The sequence below is a fragment of the Mesorhizobium sp. M0077 genome (assembly GCF_040322955.1).
In the GTDB taxonomy this organism is placed as follows: domain Bacteria; phylum Pseudomonadota; class Alphaproteobacteria; order Rhizobiales; family Rhizobiaceae; genus Mesorhizobium.
Window position 1 is genome coordinate 317,514 of the sequence record NZ_JAMYUL010000005.1, and the last position, 16,953, is coordinate 334,466.

Consider the following 16,953-nt stretch of genomic DNA (forward strand, 5'->3'; position numbering starts at 1 on the left):
CGTCTCGCAATCATGCCTGGGCGAACGTCACGCGGTCGAGCAGCAGATGCGAGATTGCCGTGAAGCGGACGCCCTCGACCTTCGATGAGACGATCCGGCTATATTGCGAGAAGTAGCTGATGATCAGCGGCGTCTCGTCGAGCAGCAAGGTCTGGATCTTTCCCGCCGCAAGGCGTTGCGCCTGAAGGTCGCGGGCCTTGCCGTATTCGAGCAGCAACCCGTCATAGGCGGGGTTGTTGAAATGCGCGGCGTTCCAGGCGCCCGAGCTCTTCAGCGTGGCATTGAGGAAGATGTCGGGCGTGCCGCGATGGCCAAAATCGGTAATGCCGAGATTGGAATCGAGCCATGGCGACGAGCCGAACTTCGCCGAGCCATAATAGGCGTCCTGCGGCAGCACGTTGAGCTTGATGTCGATGCCGGCCTTCTTGGCAAAATTCTGGATCAGCACGGCATAATCGGGAATGTCATAGGCGCGCTCGGTGGTCAGCGTCACCGGGAAGCCGTTCGGCACGCCGGCTTCGCCAAGCAGGCGCTTGGCCTCGGCGATGTCCTGCTTGCGCTGCGGCACCGACGGATCGGCCGAGGGGAAGATCGGCGCGAACGGGGTGTCGTTGCCGACGATAGCGCGGCCCTTGAGCAAGCCCTTGACCACCGCCTCGCGGTCGATGGTGAGCGCCAGAGCGCGGCGAATGCGCTTGTCGGTGAACGGCGCCTGGTCGGTCCGCAGATGCACCTCGTCATGCGAACTTGCCTGCACGCTGAGCAGCTTGAAGTTGGGATTGCCCTCGATCGCCAATTCCAGCCGGGTCGTGCTCGGGATGACGTCGAGCTGGCCGGCCTGCAGCGCCAGCACCTGCGCCTGCTCGTCGTCGAAGAACTTGATTTCGACGCGGTCGGGCAGCGCCTTGTCGCCCCAATAGTCAGGGTTGCGCACGAAGCTGGCGCCCTGCTTGGGGCGGAAGGATTCGAGCTTGAACGGGCCGGTGCCGTTGAAATTTTTCTCGAAATCGCCGGCATAGTCGGCCGGCAGTATTACGGCGTTGTAGACGTCGGAGGAGACATAGAAGGGGAAGTTGCTGTTGGGGCCGTCGAGATCGAAGGCGACTGTCTGGTCGTCGACGACCTTGGCGCCGCCCTTGGACAGGATGCCCTTATAGGCCGACAAAGCGGACGAACCGCTGGCCGGATCGACCAGCCGCTCGAAGCTCGCCACCACATCCTTGGCGGTGACGGTGCGGCCGTCGTGGAATTTCACGCCCGGCCGCAATTTGAAGGTCCAGCGGCTGGCGGTCTCGTCGGCCTCCCACGACAGAGCGAGCTTGGGCTGCAGACCGTCCTTGGGATCGTCGAGGATGAGATATTCGCCGACCTGGCTGATGACGCCGATGCTGGCCGGATCGGTGATGGAGACGGGATCGATCGCCTTGGTCGGCTGTCCGAGCCCAACGCGGACCGTGCCGCCGGCGCCGGCAGCGCGCGCCGTGCCGAAACCAGCAAGTCCCTGCGAGGCGGCAAAGCCGGTGAGGCCGATCAAGGCTGCGTATTTCAGCAGATCGCGGCGCTTGAGGAAGCCGGCCTGGTGCTCATCGACGGCGACGTTCCAGATGTCGCCGGACAGATTGCGAAGCGTATCGATGTCGTTGCGTTTGGTCATTTGAAACCCCTGTCTGAAATGACTGTTGAATGCCTTTAAGCGACTGGTTCGCCGTCGAGATGGATGCAGTCGACGGCTTGCGGGTAGAAGGCGATGAGGCCCTTGATCTTGGGCATTTCGGCAATGGGATCGCGGTAGCTCCAAGCGATATCAGGGCTCACCGAGCCGTCGGCGCGCAGGCCCGACCAGTAAGAGGCAATGCCCTTGTAGGGACAGCGCGTCGTGCTGTCCGAGGCGACCAGACGGTCGAGCCTGACATCGTCCGGATGCAAATAGAAACGCGTCGGCAGATGCGTTTCGAACAGCAGCACCGGGCGATGGCTGTCGGCGATCACTTCGCCGTCGAACCAGATCTGGACGTGACTTGAACTCTGCAGCACATCGATGCGTGCGTATGGATCGCGGGCGTGGACGAAGACTTCTTCCTCCTCCTCGAACCATTGGTCGACCGCTTTCCAGGTGAAGGCGATGCGTCCGGCCAGCGGCGACAGGCTTTCATCCGGCGGCGCGACAAGCGACCAGGCCGCGTTGGGCGAAGCTTTTTCTCCCGTCTCCAGGTTCCAATAGGTGGTTTCGCCACCGACGGGATGGGGCTGGCTATGCTCGGACGGCTTCAAGAGCGAGCGGTCCACCGAGGATGCCGGGAAGAAATAGATCGGCAGGAAATGGTTGGAGCGCAGCACCAGGACGTTGCGGCTGTCGGCGATGGTGCGGCCGGCGAATTTGACCCGAATGCGCTTGGGGCTGTGCAGAACATTGATGAGCTGCGGAGCCGTGGCTTCGCGGGGCTGGAGTTTTGGCGCTGCGGTCATACCAATTGCTCCAAGTCAGGATACGGCGCGCACATTGTCGCGCTGTTCGGTGAAGCGGTTGGCCGGCCGCGCCAGGCCGAAACGGTCCCGCAGCGTCCCCGGCGCATATTCGGTGGGGAATACGCCGCGGCGCTGCAGTTCCGGCACGACCTGCTCGGCAAAATTCACCCAATCCTCCGGCAGCAGCGGGAACATCAGGTTGAAGCCGTCGGCGGCACCTGCCTCGAACCAGTCCTGCAGCTGATCGGCGATCTGGTTCGGTGTGCCGACGACGGTCGGCACCGAACCGCTGTTGGCGAGCTTGCGAGCGATCTCGCGCAGAGTGAGGTTCTGCTTCGACCATTCCTTGACTCGATTGAGCGAGGTGCGGCCGCCATTGAAGGTGCTCTCGTCCGGCAGCGGCGGCAGCGGGCCGTCCGGCGGATATACGGAGAGATCGACGCCGCTCCAGCTAGAGAGAAGGTCGATGCCGACCCGATCGGGAAGCAAGCTCTGCAGATACTCCTGCCGCTCGCGTCCCTCCGCTTCGGAAGCTGCGACGATCGGCAGGATGCCCGGCAGGATCTTGAAGCTCTCGGGCTTGCGGCCGTAACGGGCGAGGCGCTCGTTGATGTCCTGCCTATATTTGATGCCGTCTTCCTTGGTGCTGTAGATGGCAAAGTGCGCATCGGCATGCGCGGTAGCGAAATTCTTGCCGTCTTCGGACGAGCCGGCCTGGACGATCAGCGGATGGCCCTGCGGCGGGCGCGAGACATTGAGCGGTCCGCGCACCTTGAAGTGCGGGCCCTTGTGGTTGATCGCATGGACCTTGTCGGGATCGGCGAAATAGCCCGATGCCTTGTCGATAAGCAGGGCTTCGTCTTCCCAGCTGTCCCACAGTGCCTTGACGATATCGAGGAATTCGGTGGCGCGCTCATAGCGAAAGGCGTGCTCGATATTGCCGTCGCGGCCGAAATTGCGGGCCTCCTCGTCCATGGCCGACGTCACCACATTCCAAGACGCCCTGCCCTTGCTGATATGGTCGAGCGAGGCAAACATGCGGGCGACATTATAGGGCTCGCTGTAGGAGCTCGAGGCGGTGGTGATGAGGCCGATATGCCTGGTCACGCCGGCAAGCGCCGACAACAGCGTCAGCGGTTCCAGGCGGGCATTGGCGTAATGGGCTACGCCGCTCTGTACGGAATCCCAGATCGCGACATGGTCGGCGACGAAGATCGTATCGATCCTGGCGCGCTCGGCAGACTGGACGAGATCGCGGTAGAAGTCGAAGTCGAGCACTTCGCGTCCCGGCGCGCGCGGATGGCGCCACGACATGCGATGATCGCCCTGCGGATTGAAGAAAAACGCGCTGAGGATCATGTGGTCGCGTGCCATGCCGGTCTCCTTGCAGAACTGCTTCAGGCGACCGTCGCGATGCCTCGACCGGCTGCGACAATCTCTCCTGAGCGGTGAAAGGTAGATTGCGCTCCAGCTTAATTCGAGTAATTTTATAGAGATTGTGCGGCGCGAAAGCGGAAGCGATTGCCCTCGAAGACCGCGCCGAAAGAAAGTGGTTTCAGCAAGACATGTCGTCATCGGTTCTGAACGTCGAGCAGCTCACCGTCGCCTATGATGAACGCCGGGGATCGCATCCGGCCGTCAACGGCGTGTCGCTCACCATCGGCGAAGGCGAAGCGCTCGGCCTTGTCGGCGAGTCCGGCTCGGGCAAAAGCTCGGTGGCACTCGCTATTCTGCGCTATCTGCCGCGCAACGCCCGGATCGCCGCGTCGGCGCTCGAGTTCCAGGGCCGCGAGATCCGCAATCTCTCCGGCGAACAGCTGCGCCGGCTAAGGGGCGATCGCATCGCGGCCGTCTACCAGCATCCGGGTGCGGCGCTCAATCCGGCCATGACGATTGGCCGGCAGATCACCGAGACGATCATGCGGCATCGCCCGGTTCGGCAGGACGAAGCACGCACCCGCGCCGCCGAGCTGCTCGGCCGCGTCAGGGTGAGCAATCCGGAGCGGGTGCTCGATCTCTATCCGCACGAATTGTCGGGCGGCATGCAGCAGCGCGCCAACATCGCGATTGCCATTGCGCTCGACCCGTCGCTGCTGGTGCTGGACGAGCCGACGACGGCGCTTGACGCCAGCGTCCAGTCCGAGATCGTCGCCATCCTGCAGGACTTGCGCCGCGATCACCAAACCAGCGTTCTGCTGATCAGCCATGACATCAACATGGTCCGCCGGGCCTGCGATCGGGTGGCCGTGATGCAGTCGGGGACGGTGGTCGAAAGCGGCATCGCCAACGATGTCTTCGAGAACCCTGTTCACGCGTACACCAAGGCGCTGATCGCCTCGATCCCGGCGCTCAACTTCACCAAGCGCGACGGCAAGCTGGCCGAGATGCACACAACCGGCCCGTCGAAGCCTGTCCGCAGCGATCAACCGGAAGCCGCACGTCCGATCGCCGTCGCCTGCAAAGGCATCAGCCACGCCTTCGGCTCCCAGGCCGTCCTGCACGATATCGACCTGGAGATAGCCCAGGGCGAGACGTTCGGGTTGATCGGCGAATCCGGCTCCGGCAAGTCGACATTGGCAAGGATCGTGACTGGCCTCCAGACGCCGGACGCTGGGTCGGTCGAGCTGTTCGGCAGCACTGTCGCGCCGCGCGTCGAGAAAAGAAGCCTGAGCGAACGGCGCGACGTGCAGATGGTGTTCCAGTCACCCGACCGCACGCTCAATCCGCGCCAGCGGATCGGCAGGATCCTCGGCCGTCCGCTGCGGCGGCTCGCCGGCTTCGGCCGCAGCGAGGTGAAGCAGCGTGTCGCCGATCTCCTGGCCTCGGTTCGTCTTGCCGCTACGACCGTCGACCAGAAGCCGAGATCGCTGTCTGGTGGCCAGCGCCAACGTGCGGCGATTGCGCGCGCCTTTGCCGGCGTGCCGAAGCTCGTGGTGCTGGACGAGCCAACCTCTGCGCTCGACGTTTCCGTGCAGGCGACCGTGCTCAATTTGCTCAACGACCTGCAGCGCGACAAGGACACCACCTATCTGTTCATCAGCCACGACCTCAGGGTGGTGCGCTATATGGCTGACCGGATCGGCGTGCTTTATCGCGGCCGGCTGGTCGAGACCGGCTCATCCGAGCAGATTTTCCGTGGCCCCAACCACCCCTACACGAAGCTGCTTCTGGCCGCCTCCTCGGATGAGACGGCGCCGAAGGCTCCGGCTCAGCTCGACGTCGCGGCACACGATGCCGAGACCTCCGGATGCTCCTTTGCCGCCCGCTGTCCTGTCGCGCTGCCCGATTGCCGAAAGGCGCAACCACCCGTCAGGCAGGCTGGCGACGGTCATCTGATCGCCTGCTGGAGAGACGCAAGCAGTCTCTGATTGCGAAGCGGGCAACTGACAAGCCTGCCTTCGAAGAGATGTCCCCCGGCCGATGCGGCCGGAGGACAGGCTTGGGGGGTGCCGGACGTCGGCTGGAAATTTCCGGCGATGGTTTTGACCAGCGTCGATTTGCCGGCACCATTGTCGCCCATCAGGCCGAGAACCCCGCCCTCATTGATGTCGAGCGAGACATTGTCCAGCGCGCGGACGGCACCGAAATCCTTCACGATATGTTCGAGACGCGCTAGAACCGGCATCGCATCCTCCCATGCCAATTTGTAAGTTTCTGATACAAATTATCGTTTGAAACTTGGGTCAATGGGCTTGGGGATGCTGAAGATTTATTGCAATGCACCCAACCTTGGGTCTTTCAAACCGCCTAGAAATTCTATTAGTATGTCGAGCAAACAAATTGTGGAGAACGACGTGCTGGTGTCGACAGATCTTCGGCCGAACGAAACGCGGGCACTTGCGGCGCTGTTTCGTGCCGGCGCGTTGAGCCGAGCGGCGCTCGCACGCGATCTCGGCCTGACCCGGTCGACCACCGGCGCCCTGGTGCTGGGGCTGACGGAAGCCGGTCTGGCGCGCGAGCGGTCGGATGGAGCGGATGACGAGCAGGATAGCGAGGGTCGGGTCGGCCGTCCCGGTATCCTGGTCGAGATCGACGGCAATGGCGGCTTCTTCCTTGGCGCTTATATCGGCGTCAACTGGATCGCAGCCGTGGCTGTCGACCTTGCCGGCGCGCGGCGTGCGAGCGCCTCTAGGGCATTTGCCGGCCCGGGCAGCACGCCTGAAGCCGCGGTTGCCATCATCGGGGAACTCGTCGCCGAGATCCGCTCGCAATTGCCTGCGGGCACGCGCCCCTACGGGCTCAATGTCGCCGTGCCCGGCTTCCCCGCCGCCGACGGGATTTCATACCATGCCACCATTCTTGGCTGGCACGGGGTCAATCTGGCGGAGCTTTTGCGCACTGCCTTTGGCGCGGACTTTCCGATCCTCTTGGAAAACGATGCCAATGCCGTGGCGGTGGCCGAGACATACCGGTCGCGGCCAGGAAAGGACGACGAGGATGCTCTAGTCATCCTGATCGAGAACGGCGTTGGCGGCGGCATCATCAATGCCGGCAGGCTGCATCGCGGCCGGCTCGGCGGCGCCGGCGAAATCGGTCATCTTCGCATTGGCGACGAAGGTTTTGTCTTCGACGCGAAGCGCCCGGGGCGGCTGGAATCCTATGTCGGCAAGGATGCGTTGCTGGCTCGCTATTTGCACATAAGCGGACTGCGCGCCGGCCTGCATGAGTTTGTGGCGGCATTGGCCGACGGCGATCCGCCAGCCGTTGCCACGGCGCGCGACTGGGCGCTCTGGTTCGGTCGCGGGCTGGCGACACTTGCCTGCACCCTGCAGCCGGAGCGCATCATCCTCTCCGGCTCGGTCAATGCGGTCTATCCCTTTGTCGCCAAACAGGTGGAAGCTTTCCTCTCGGACTTCCTGGCTGAAGGTTATCCGGTTCCCACAGTCGAACTGTCGCGCGTCCGCGCCGACGGTCCGGCATTGGGCGCTGCCTGCCTGCTGCATCAGGCAGCTTTGTCGGGCGATCCGCAATTTCAACTTCGCGGCCTCGCCGCGCGCTAATCAGGAGAAAGATTCCATGCCTCGCAAAGATGAAAAGCGGCTGCGTGTCGGCGTGCTCGGCTGCGGTCCGATTGCGCAGGCGGCGCATTTCGAATCCTGCACCAAGGCGCGCAATGCCGATCTCTATGCCATCTGCGATGTCGCCGACGATCTGCGCGACAGGATGGCGGCGACCTACGCGCCCGAAAAATCCTATGCCGACTATGGCCAGATGCTGGCCGATCCCGACCTCGATGCCGTCATCATCGCGACATCGGACACGTTCCACGTCAAGGCCACGGAACTGGCGCTGGATGCCGGCAAGCACGTGCTGTGCGAGAAGCCGCTGGGCGTTTCGGTCGAGGAAGTCGAAGGCTTGCGGGCGGCGGTCGACAGGAGCGGCAAGGTGCTCCAGGTCGGTCATATGAAGCGCTTCGATCCCGGCATCCAGGCGGCCAAGGCCTTCGTCGACGACGAGATGGGTGAGCGGCTGGCGTTCAAGGGCTGGTATTGCGACAGCACCCATCGCTACCCGATGACCGATGCGGTCCAGCCGCTGATCATCACCAGCGCCAAGGCGCGCAAGCCTTCCGTCAATCCCAAGGCGGATCTGCGCCAGTATTACATGCTGGCGCATGGCAGCCACCTCATCGACACGGCGCGCCATCTGCACGGCCCAATCGAGGCGGTCGAGGCCCGGCTCACCGAGCGCTACGGCGCCTATTGCTGGTTCGTCACCACCATCTTCGCCGACGGGTCGGTCGGCCATCTCGACCTGACGGTTGCCGTGCGCATGGACTGGCACGAAGGGTTCCAGATCTACGGCCAGAACGGCAGCGTTCTCGCGAAGACCTATAACCCGTGGTACTACAAGAGCAGCGAGGTCGACATTTTCCGCGAGGCCGATGGCAGTTGGCACCGCACGCTTGGCGCGGATGGCCACTTCTATCGCCGGCAGCTCGAAGGCTTTGCCGATGTCGTGCTGAATGGCGCGCCCATGGTTGGCGCCGGCATAGACGACGGCATCGCATCGGTCAGGGGGATGGCGGCCATCGCCCGCTCCGCCGCTGCCGGCGGCCGCGCCGTCCGCCTCGCCGACGTCGACGGGGTCGTGTGATGCAGCTTGGGATCTTCGCCAAGACCTTCACCACCACCGGCGCCTTGCCGGTTCTGCGCGCGGTCGCGGACGCCGGCTACGCGGCGGCGCAGTTCAACCTGGCGTGCCTTGGACTGCCGTCGATGCCGGACAGCATCGAGCCGGATGCGGCCCGATCCGTCGTTGAGGCGAGCCGCCAGACCGGTGTTTCGATTGCAGCAGTGTCTGGAACCTACAACATGATCCATCCCGATCGCAGGGTTCGCGATCAGGGACTCGCCCGGCTCGAGGTACTGGCTGCGTCATGCGCTGACATGGGCACGCGGCTGATTACGCTGTGCACCGGCACCAGGGATGCTGAGGATCAGTGGCGCTGGCATGCCGACAATGCCACTGACGCCGCCTGGAGCGATCTTCGGGTGGAGATGGAAGCCGCGATCGCGATTGCCGAGCGCTTCGACATCGAGCTTGGCATCGAACCGGAACTTGCCAATGTCGTCTCCAGCGCGCGGGCCGCACGCCGCCTGCTCGATGAGGTGAACAGCAAGCGCCTGCGCATTGTGCTCGACCCGGCCAATCTGTTCGAAGTGGCTGACAGCGCGGAGCGTCATCGCCTGATCGACGAGGCCGTCGACCTGCTGGCCGCCGAGATCGGCATGGCCCATGCCAAGGACCGCCATGCCGACGGCAGTTTTGCCGCCGCCGGACAGGGCGTTGTCGACTTCCCGCATTTCATTAGCCGCCTTCAAGCTGCCGGGTTCGACGGCCCCCTGATCACGCACGGCCTGATGGAGGCCGAGGCGCCCGGCGTGGGCGCCTTCCTTCGCTCTGCGCTCGAAGAAAGCGGAAGAGCGTGAAACAGACCTTCAGCCGCGACGGTGCCGACCTTGCTTACCGGGACGTCGGCGCCGGCTTCCCCGTCATCTTTCAGCATGGGCTGGGCGGTGATGAAGCGCAGGTAGCCGACGTGTTTCCCGACCTGCCGCAGACACGGCGGGTGACGCTCGAATGCCGTGGCCAGGGTGGATCCGGCTACGGGCCGGTCGAGCGGCTTTCGATTGCGACTTTTGCTGAAGATGTCGAAGCGCTCGCCGACGCTCTCGGCATCGGCTCGGCCGTCGTCGGCGGCATCTCGATGGGTGCCGCACTGGCGCTGCGCCTGGCGGTGCACAAGCCGGCTCGTGTGCGGGCGCTGGTGCTCGCCCGACCCGCCTGGGTAGCCCAGGCGGCTCCGGAAAATATGAAGCCCTATGCCGTCGTCGGCGATCTCTTGATGCGGCATTCGCCCAAAGACGCCAGGCGTCTGTTCGATGACAGCGCAGTTGCCGCAGAGCTAGCGAGGCTGGCGCCGGACAATCTCGCCAGCCTGCAAGGCTTCTTCAATCGCCCGGACCCGGTTCTGTTCGGTAGGTTGCTGGTGGCGATCGCGGGCGATGGTCCGGGCGTGAGCGAGGCGGACATCCGCGCTATCGCGGTGCCGACCCTTGTCATCGGCCATGACCATGACCTCGTCCATCGACTGGACGACGCACAGACGCTGGCCGGGCTCATCCCGTCGGCCCGGCTTTGCACCATCACAGCCAAATCGCAGGATCGCGCCGCCTACCGGCGGGAATTCCGCGCCTGTCTTTCGGAGTTCCTGGAAGCGCTGGCATGACGCATCAAACGATGGACGACACGATCGCCGTGGTCGAGATCGGCGGCACGTCGGTCAAGGTTGGCTTTGCCGACCACGGCATCCCGGTGGATTTTGCCCGCACCTACCCGACCGCGCAACTGCGCCAGGGCGCGCCTGTGGCGGGGTTGGCCGATGCGGTCACCGCAGCCTGCCGCGATGTCGGGCTCAAACCTGCACGGGTCGTTGCGACGGTGCCTGGGTTCATCGACCGCGACTTCGACACGGTGCTGCACACGGCCAACATTCCCGAGCTGAACGGCATCCGGCTGGGTACGGAACTGGCATCGCGGCTCCGCGTTCCCGTGCGGCTCGAACGCGACGTCGTGCTGCAATTGCTGGGTGAAAGCGTCGCCGGCGCAGTGAAGCGGCAAAAGGAGGTGCTGGCGGTCTATCTCGGCACCGGCATCGGTGCGGCCTATCTCGGCAAGGACGGCATTTTCAGGGGTGGCGGCTGGGCGCTCGAGATCGGCCACATGCCGATCTACCGGCCCGACGAAAGCGGTCCGCCAAACCGGGTCGAGACCTATGCCTCAGGGGCAACGCTCGTCGAACTCGCGACAGACTACGATATCCCGGTGGCCGATCTGTTTTCGGCGGCCGGGCAGCCGCCATCGCTGCGCGAATGGCTCGACGAAATCGTCTGGCAGCAGGCGGTGGCCGTCGCAACCGCAGCCGCCCTGTTTTCCCCGCAGACGATCCTGATCGGCGGCGGTATCGTCGACATGAAGTCCTATCCCCGCCAGACGCTCAAGCAGCGCATCGCGGACAGCCTGCCGCATTCGCTTGTTGTAGAGCCTCTGGACATACGCTGGGCGGCCCTGGGCTGGCAGGCGGCGATCCATGGCGCGGTGCTGCTCGGCGCGGTGTGATCGCCGTGATTGCTGTCGGCGAAGGATTACTTGATCGTCTTGCCGTCCGCCCCAAACCGGTATGTCTTACCCGGCTCGGGCGTTGCATACAGCGTCGCACCGGGCTCGGCGTCGTAGACACCGAAAATGCGCACCGTGATCAGCCCGGCCTTTTCGCAGTCGAGATAGAGGTTGGTGTCGGCGCCGAGATGTTCGGCATGCACCACCGTTCCCTTCCACGCGCCGGACCTTGGATCCACGGTCAGATGCTCCGGCCGCACGCCGATCGTCTTGGCCGTCTCGCCCAATCTGGCGCCGTCGATGAAATTCATCTTCGGCGAGCCGATAAAGCCGGCGACGAACTCGTTTGCCGGCGAATTGTAGAGCTCCATCGGGCCGCCGATCTGCTCGATCTGGCCGGCGTTGAGCACGACGATCTTGTCGGCCAGCGTCATCGCCTCGACCTGGTCGTGGGTGACGTAGATCATCGTCGCCTTCAGCCGGCGATGCAGCTGCGCGATCTCCAGCCGCGTGTTGACGCGAAGCGCTGCGTCGAGGTTCGACAAGGGCTCATCGAAGAGGAACAGTTTTGGCTCGCGCACCACGGCGCGGCCGATGGCGACGCGCTGGCGCTGGCCGCCCGACAGCTCCGCCGGCCGCCGCTCGAGATACGGTTCCAGCGACAGCATCGACGAGGCGACGCCGATGCGGCGTTCGATCTCCGGGGCGGGCGTGCCGGCCTGCTTGAGGCCGAGGCCCATATTGTTCTTCACCGTCAGATGCGGGTAGAGCGCGTATGTCTGGAACACCATGGCGATGCCGCGTTTTGCCGGGGGCGTGGCCGAGACATCGGCGCCGTCGATCACCACCCTGCCGGAGGTCGAATCCTCCAGCCCGGCGATGACCCTGAGCAAGGTTGACTTGCCGCAGCCAGATGGGCCGACGAAGACGACGAATTCGCCGTCGGTCACTTCGAGGTTGATGCCTTTCAGCACCTCGACCGGCCCGAAGGCCTTCTTCACATTCTCGATTACCAGCGAGCCCACGGCTTCGTCCTTGTTCTAGAGTTTGCCCTACTAGAGCTTAACTGGGGCGCCGCTGCGCACGCTCTCATCGGCGGCAAGGCAGACGGCGAGCGATTTCACCGCGTCGTCCATGTGGCGGGTCAGGTCGATGTCTTCCCGGATCGCCTTCAGCACGAAGGCCTGTTCGAGATCGCAGAGGTCCTGGTGGCCGGGTTCGCCGTCCATCGACAGCATCTCGTCCGGCCTGGCGAACTTGCCGTCCGCGCCGGTCGCCGCACTGTGCAGGCGGATGGTCGAGGTCTTGGTGTGGGTGTCGATGTCGTCCGACTTCACACCTTCCTTCATGACGATCGACACGCAGCCATTGGGCGAAATCACGTCCTTCACGAAGAACGCTGTCTCCGAGATCATCGGGCCCCAAGCCGCCTCGTACCAGCCGACCGAGCCGTCGTCGAACAGCACCTGGAGATGGCCGTAATTGTACATTGTCGGCGCGATCTCCTCGGTCAGCCGCAGCCCCATGCCGCGCACCTCGACCGGCCTGGCGTCGGTGATCTGCAGCATCACGTCGAGATAGTGCACGCCGCAATCGACGATCGGCGACGTCGTCTGCATCAACTGCTTGTGCGTCTGCCAGGTCGGGCCTGACGATTGCTGGTTGAGGTTCATGCGAAACACGTAAGGGCCGCCGAGCTTGCGCGCCTCGGCGATCAGCCTGACCCAGGACGGGTGGTGGCGCAGGATGTAGCCGATCACCAATTTTCGGCCGTTGGCCTTGGCCGCGGCGACGACGCGCTTGGCGTCCGCCACCGTCGTTGCGAGCGGCTTCTCGACGAAGACGTGGCAGCCGGCCTCGAATGCCTTCACCGCATAGTCGGCATGGCTGTCGGAATAGGTGGCGATGCAGGCGACATCCGGCTTTTCATCGCGCAACGCGTCGTCGAAGGAGCGCCTGATGCCATAGCCCGACAGCCCGTCCGGTAACGGCACGTCGGAGCGGTTGATGAGGGCCGCGATCTCGAAGCCCGGATTAGTGTGGTAGGCCAGCGCATGGCTACGCCCCATATTACCGAGGCCTGCGACGACGACGCGAAGGGGCGATTTAGAGGTCACCTAACTACTCCAGATGTTCCAGTTGTTCCTTCTGAGAGTGTGTCACCCCACCCGGCGCTTCGCGCCGACCTCCCCATCGAGGGGAGGTAGGACGTTGGCGCGAACACCCTCACTGCCAAAGAAGCTTCTCCGAAAGTCGCCCTTTGGCGGTCGTGAATGAAGCCACGACCTTTTACCTCCCCTTGATGGGGAGGTCGGCGCGCAGCGCCGGGTGGGGTGAAGGCTCCAGCAGAGATTTGTAGGGCTCCGCTCACTTGACGGCTCCGGATGTGATGCCGCGGATCAGCTGCCGCGAGAAGATGACGTAGAGGGTCAGCACAGGCATGATCGCCAGCGAGAGTGCCGCCAGGATGGCGTTCCAGTTGGTGACGAACTGGCCGAGGAAAAGCTGCGCGCCGAGCGTCACCGTCTTGGTCTCTTCCGACGGCGCCAGGATCAGTGGGAACCACAGATCGTTCCAGATCGGGATCATGGTGAAGACGGCGACCGTCGCCATCGAGGGCCGCACCAGCGGCAGCACTAGCCGGAAGAAGATGGTGTATTCCGACAGGCCGTCGATCCGGCCGGCATTCTTCAGATCGTCGGACACCTGCTTCATGAATTCCGACAGGATGAAGACGGCCAGCGGCAGCCCCTGCGCGGTGTAGACCAGGATCAGCGCCGTCAGCGTGTTGACCAGCCCGCTCGCCACCATCAATTGCAGGATGGCGACGGTGCCGAGCCGGATCGGGATCATGATGCCGAGCGCGAGGTAAAGCCCCATCAGCGTGTTGCCGCAGAAGCGGTATTCAGACAGCGCGAACGCCGCCATGGCGCCGAACAGAAGCACGAAGAACAGCGAGGCGACGGTGACGACAAGGCTGTTCTGGAAATAATGGATGAAATCGCCCTGGCCGATGACCGTGGCGTAACCGATCAAGTCGAAGGTTTTCGGCGTCGGCGGCGTCAGCGGCTCGCTGAAGATGCCGGCGCGCGATTTGAACGAGTTCATGATGACCAGGATCACCGGAAACAGCGCGATCGCCGTGTAGGTCAACAGGATCGCGTGGGCGCCGATGGTGCGGGGCAGCGAACGGGTGGCGGTGCTCATTGGAAGGTCTCCTGACGAGCGATGACTGTTGAGGTCGGCACCAAGGCACCCCCCTCTGTCCTGCCGGACATCTCCCCCGCAAGGGGGGAGATCAGATGCCGCGACTGCTTTCGCCAATCGCCAACGTTGCAAGACGAGCGGCAAGGCCAGAGCTGCCAATCTCCCCCCTTGCGGGGGAGATGGCCGGCAGGCCAGAGGGGGGTGTTCAAGCTCGACATCTCGCCCCTCAGAACTGGTAGCGACGCAGGCGCGTCTGGACGAGGAACAGGTAGACGCAGACGCCGCCGAGGATGATCAGGAACATCATCGTGGCGATCGCCGCACCCATATTGGGATCGCCGGTCTGCAGCTGGAAGCCGAAGAAGGCGCGGTAGAGGAAAGTGCCCAGAATATCGGTCGAATAGTTCGGGCCGGCCAGCGCCCCTTGCGCGGTGTAGATCAGGTCGAAGGCGTTGAAATTGCCGACGAAGGTCAGGATCGAGATGATGCCGATCGAGGGCAGGATCAGCGGCAGCTTGATCTTCCAGAACTGCGACATGCCGGTGATGCCGTCACACTCGGCCGCCTCGATCACCTCTTCGGGGATCGACAGCAGCGCCGCATAGATCAGCATCATCGGAATGCCGACGAACTGCCAGACCGAGATCAGGCTGAGCGCGGTCAGGGCATATTGTTCTTTGCCGAGCCACGGCGTGAACAGGCTTTTCAGGCTGACCAGATCCATCAGATGCGGCGCCACGCCCCACAACGGCGACAGGATCAGTTTCCAGGCGAAACCGACGATGACGAAGGACAGGATGGTCGGCACGAAGATCGCGGTGCGGTAGAACGCGGCGAATCTCAGCCTCGGGCTGGACAGCAATGCCGCCAGCATGACACCGATCGGGTTTTGGACCACCATGTGGATGATGAAGAACCAGGTATTGTTCCGCAGCGCGTTCCAGAAGCCGACCGACCAGTTAGGGTCGCCGAACAACGTACGGAAATTAGTGAAACCGACGAACACCTGATGCTGATCGACATTGCGGAACAGCGACAGCTGCAGCGTGCCGGCGAGCGGCAGGATCATGATCGCCGTATAGACCAGCAGCGCCGGCGCCAGGAAGACGCCGATATGCCAGCGGAACGGTCGTTTCGGTCGTGTTTGTGCGGCCATGAGTGCGGTCCCCGCCGATCAGGTTTAGCAATGCCTTCGACGGCAGCGCTGCCCCTCACCCTTACCCTCTCCCCGTGAAGGACGGGGAGAGGGGGCGCCTGCGTTTCGGCTGATCCTTCTCCCCGTCACTATACGGGGAGAAGGTGCCGGCAGGCGGATGAGGGGCGGCGCCGTCGTTCGCAGTCGATGATGCTATCGAAAAACGCAGGGCCGTCCACTTGGGGCCCTGTCTGTCTCTGAGCTTACTTGCCCGGCTTGTACCAGCTGTCGAGGCCGTCCTGCAGCTTCTTGGCGGCAGCTTCCGGCGTGTCGGTGCCGTTGATGACGTTGGCCGATTCAACCCAGGTTTCGTTCTCGAGGTTCGGCGTGCCGCGCGACAGGATCTGGTAGGTCGAGCGGATCGTCGACTTGCACTTGTCGCGCCAGGAGACGAATTCCTGCGCCAGCGGGTCTTCCATCTTCACCGGGGTGGAATTCAGGCTGAAGAAGCCCGGCAAAGCGTTGGCGTAGATGGTGGCGAAGTCCGGCGAGGCGACCCAGGACAGGAAGGTCTTGGCCGCGTCGGCATTCTTCGACGCCGCATTCAGGCCCATGCCGATATCGGTATGGTCGGAGATGTAGCAGGTGTCGCCGGCCTTCTCGACCGGCGGCGGGAAGGCGCCCATCTTGAACTGCGCCTGGGTGTTGAACAGGCCGATCTCCCACGATCCCGCCGGGTAGATGGCGGCGCGGCCAAGCGTGAACAGGTTCTGGCTGTCCGGATAGGTCTGGGCCTCGAAGCCGTCGCCGAGATAAGGCTTCCACCTGGCCAGTTCCTCATAGGGAGCAACCCAGTCCTTGTCGGTCAGCTTCTGGTCGCCCTTGATCAGCGCTGCGCGACCCTCTTCGCCCTTCCAGTAGTTCGGACCGATGTTCTGATAGCCCATGGTCGCGGCTTCCCAGAGGTCCTTGGTGCCCATGGCCATCGGGATGTAGGTGCCGTCGGCCTTGATCTTGTCGAGCGCGGCGAAGAACTCGTCACGCGTCGTCGGCACCTTGAGGCCGAGCTTGTCGAAGGCGTCCTTGTTGTAGATGAAGCCGTGAATGACCGAGGCCATCGGCACGCAGAAGCTCGCCTTGCCGTCGTCGGTCTGCCAGGCGGCCTTGGCAACGGGCGAAAAGTTTTCCATGCCGGGCAGCGCCGACAGGTCGGCAAGGTTGCCCTTCTTGAACAGTTCGAGCGACTTGTCGAACGGGCGGCAGGTGATCAGGTCGCCAGCCGAGCCGGCGGCGAGCTTGGCGCCGAGTGCGGCGTCATACTCGGTCGGCGCCGACGGTGCGAACACCACTTTGATGCCCGGGTTCTTGGCCTCAAAAGCCGGGATCAGCTTGTCCTTCCAGATGGCAAGGTCGTCGCCGCGCCAGCTTTCGATATTGAGCGTTACGTCATCGGCGTGAGCCAACCCGGCGGTGCCGAGAATGCTGGTGCCGAGAAGCAGTGCCGTCAGTAATTTCGTTGTCAT

At 63.7% G+C, this 16,953-nt stretch carries 14 protein-coding genes and 1 pseudogene; 6 read left to right on the plus strand and 9 right to left on the minus strand.

Annotation, left to right across the window (positions count from 1 at the left end; translation table 11 throughout):
* Positions 1 to 10 precede the first annotated feature (10 nt).
* From NKJ57_RS13615 to NKJ57_RS13625, 3 genes are read right to left on the minus strand one after another with little or no spacing between them, the layout of a single operon-like run.
* Positions 11 to 1,654, minus strand: coding sequence for an ABC transporter substrate-binding protein (locus NKJ57_RS13615; protein WP_023738076.1), 1,644 nt, complete (start codon positions 1,652 to 1,654; stop codon positions 11 to 13).
* A gap of 35 nt (positions 1,655 to 1,689) precedes the next feature.
* Positions 1,690 to 2,466, minus strand: coding sequence for a DUF427 domain-containing protein (locus NKJ57_RS13620; RefSeq protein WP_352511079.1), 777 nt, complete (start codon positions 2,464 to 2,466; stop codon positions 1,690 to 1,692).
* A gap of 15 nt (positions 2,467 to 2,481) precedes the next feature.
* Positions 2,482 to 3,840 carry an LLM class flavin-dependent oxidoreductase gene (locus NKJ57_RS13625; protein ID WP_023806178.1) on the minus strand — a complete coding sequence of 453 codons (1,359 nt, stop codon included), beginning with the start codon at positions 3,838 to 3,840 and terminating at the stop codon, positions 2,482 to 2,484.
* Positions 3,841 to 4,031: 191 nt separating this feature from the next.
* On the opposite strand from NKJ57_RS13625, the gene NKJ57_RS13630 reads away from it, so the two are divergent.
* Positions 4,032 to 5,834 (plus strand): dipeptide ABC transporter ATP-binding protein, encoded by a 1,803-nt coding sequence (locus NKJ57_RS13630; RefSeq protein ID WP_352511080.1) that lies wholly within the window; start codon positions 4,032 to 4,034, stop codon positions 5,832 to 5,834.
* Between the two features lie 77 nt (positions 5,835 to 5,911).
* Here NKJ57_RS13630 and NKJ57_RS13635 read toward each other — a convergent pair.
* A pseudogene (locus NKJ57_RS13635) lies at positions 5,912 to 6,091 on the minus strand (ATP-binding cassette domain-containing protein); the annotation flags it as partial.
* 169 nt (positions 6,092 to 6,260) lie between these two features.
* Between NKJ57_RS13635 and NKJ57_RS13640 the strand changes: the two are divergent.
* From NKJ57_RS13640 to NKJ57_RS13660, 5 genes are read left to right on the plus strand one after another with little or no spacing between them, the layout of a single operon-like run.
* A complete protein-coding gene (locus NKJ57_RS13640; RefSeq protein WP_352511081.1) occupies positions 6,261 to 7,466 on the plus strand; it encodes an ROK family transcriptional regulator in 1,206 nt (401 codons plus the stop codon).
* 16 nt (positions 7,467 to 7,482) lie between these two features.
* The gene (locus tag NKJ57_RS13645; protein WP_352511083.1) at positions 7,483 to 8,562 is read left to right on the plus strand and encodes a Gfo/Idh/MocA family protein; all 1,080 of its coding nucleotides are present in this window, start codon (positions 7,483 to 7,485) and stop codon (positions 8,560 to 8,562) included.
* The gene (locus NKJ57_RS13650; RefSeq protein WP_023694227.1) at positions 8,562 to 9,398 is read left to right on the plus strand and encodes a sugar phosphate isomerase/epimerase family protein; all 837 of its coding nucleotides are present in this window, start codon (positions 8,562 to 8,564) and stop codon (positions 9,396 to 9,398) included. Before NKJ57_RS13645 ends, NKJ57_RS13650 begins: the two co-directional genes overlap by 1 nt.
* Positions 9,395 to 10,198: an alpha/beta fold hydrolase gene (locus tag NKJ57_RS13655; RefSeq protein WP_352511084.1), complete on the plus strand. Its 804-nt coding sequence runs from the start codon at positions 9,395 to 9,397 to the stop codon at positions 10,196 to 10,198. The genes NKJ57_RS13650 and NKJ57_RS13655 overlap by 4 nt, the downstream gene beginning before the upstream one ends.
* Positions 10,195 to 11,088 (plus strand): ROK family protein, encoded by an 894-nt coding sequence (locus NKJ57_RS13660; RefSeq protein WP_352461833.1) that lies wholly within the window; start codon positions 10,195 to 10,197, stop codon positions 11,086 to 11,088. Before NKJ57_RS13655 ends, NKJ57_RS13660 begins: the two co-directional genes overlap by 4 nt.
* 26 nt (positions 11,089 to 11,114) lie before the next feature.
* Here NKJ57_RS13660 and NKJ57_RS13665 read toward each other — a convergent pair whose 3' ends face one another.
* The 5 genes from NKJ57_RS13665 to NKJ57_RS13685 all read right to left on the minus strand — a co-directional run bounded on the left by NKJ57_RS13665 (position 11,115) and on the right by NKJ57_RS13685 (position 16,953).
* On the minus strand, positions 11,115 to 12,113 hold the full coding sequence (locus NKJ57_RS13665; protein WP_023668840.1) for an ABC transporter ATP-binding protein: 999 nt from the start codon (positions 12,111 to 12,113) through the stop codon (positions 11,115 to 11,117).
* A 30-nt stretch (positions 12,114 to 12,143) separates the two neighbouring features.
* A complete protein-coding gene (locus NKJ57_RS13670; protein WP_023755586.1) occupies positions 12,144 to 13,205 on the minus strand; it encodes a Gfo/Idh/MocA family protein in 1,062 nt (353 codons plus the stop codon).
* A 250-nt stretch (positions 13,206 to 13,455) separates the two neighbouring features.
* Positions 13,456 to 14,295 carry a carbohydrate ABC transporter permease gene (locus NKJ57_RS13675; RefSeq protein ID WP_352511086.1) on the minus strand — a complete coding sequence of 280 codons (840 nt, stop codon included), beginning with the start codon at positions 14,293 to 14,295 and terminating at the stop codon, positions 13,456 to 13,458.
* Between the two features lie 226 nt (positions 14,296 to 14,521).
* Positions 14,522 to 15,451, minus strand: a complete 930-nt coding sequence (locus NKJ57_RS13680) for a carbohydrate ABC transporter permease (RefSeq protein ID WP_352511088.1) — start codon at positions 15,449 to 15,451, stop codon at positions 14,522 to 14,524.
* A 242-nt stretch (positions 15,452 to 15,693) separates the two neighbouring features.
* Complete coding sequence (locus NKJ57_RS13685; RefSeq protein WP_023689958.1) at positions 15,694 to 16,953, minus strand: ABC transporter substrate-binding protein; 1,260 nt, start codon at positions 16,951 to 16,953, stop codon at positions 15,694 to 15,696.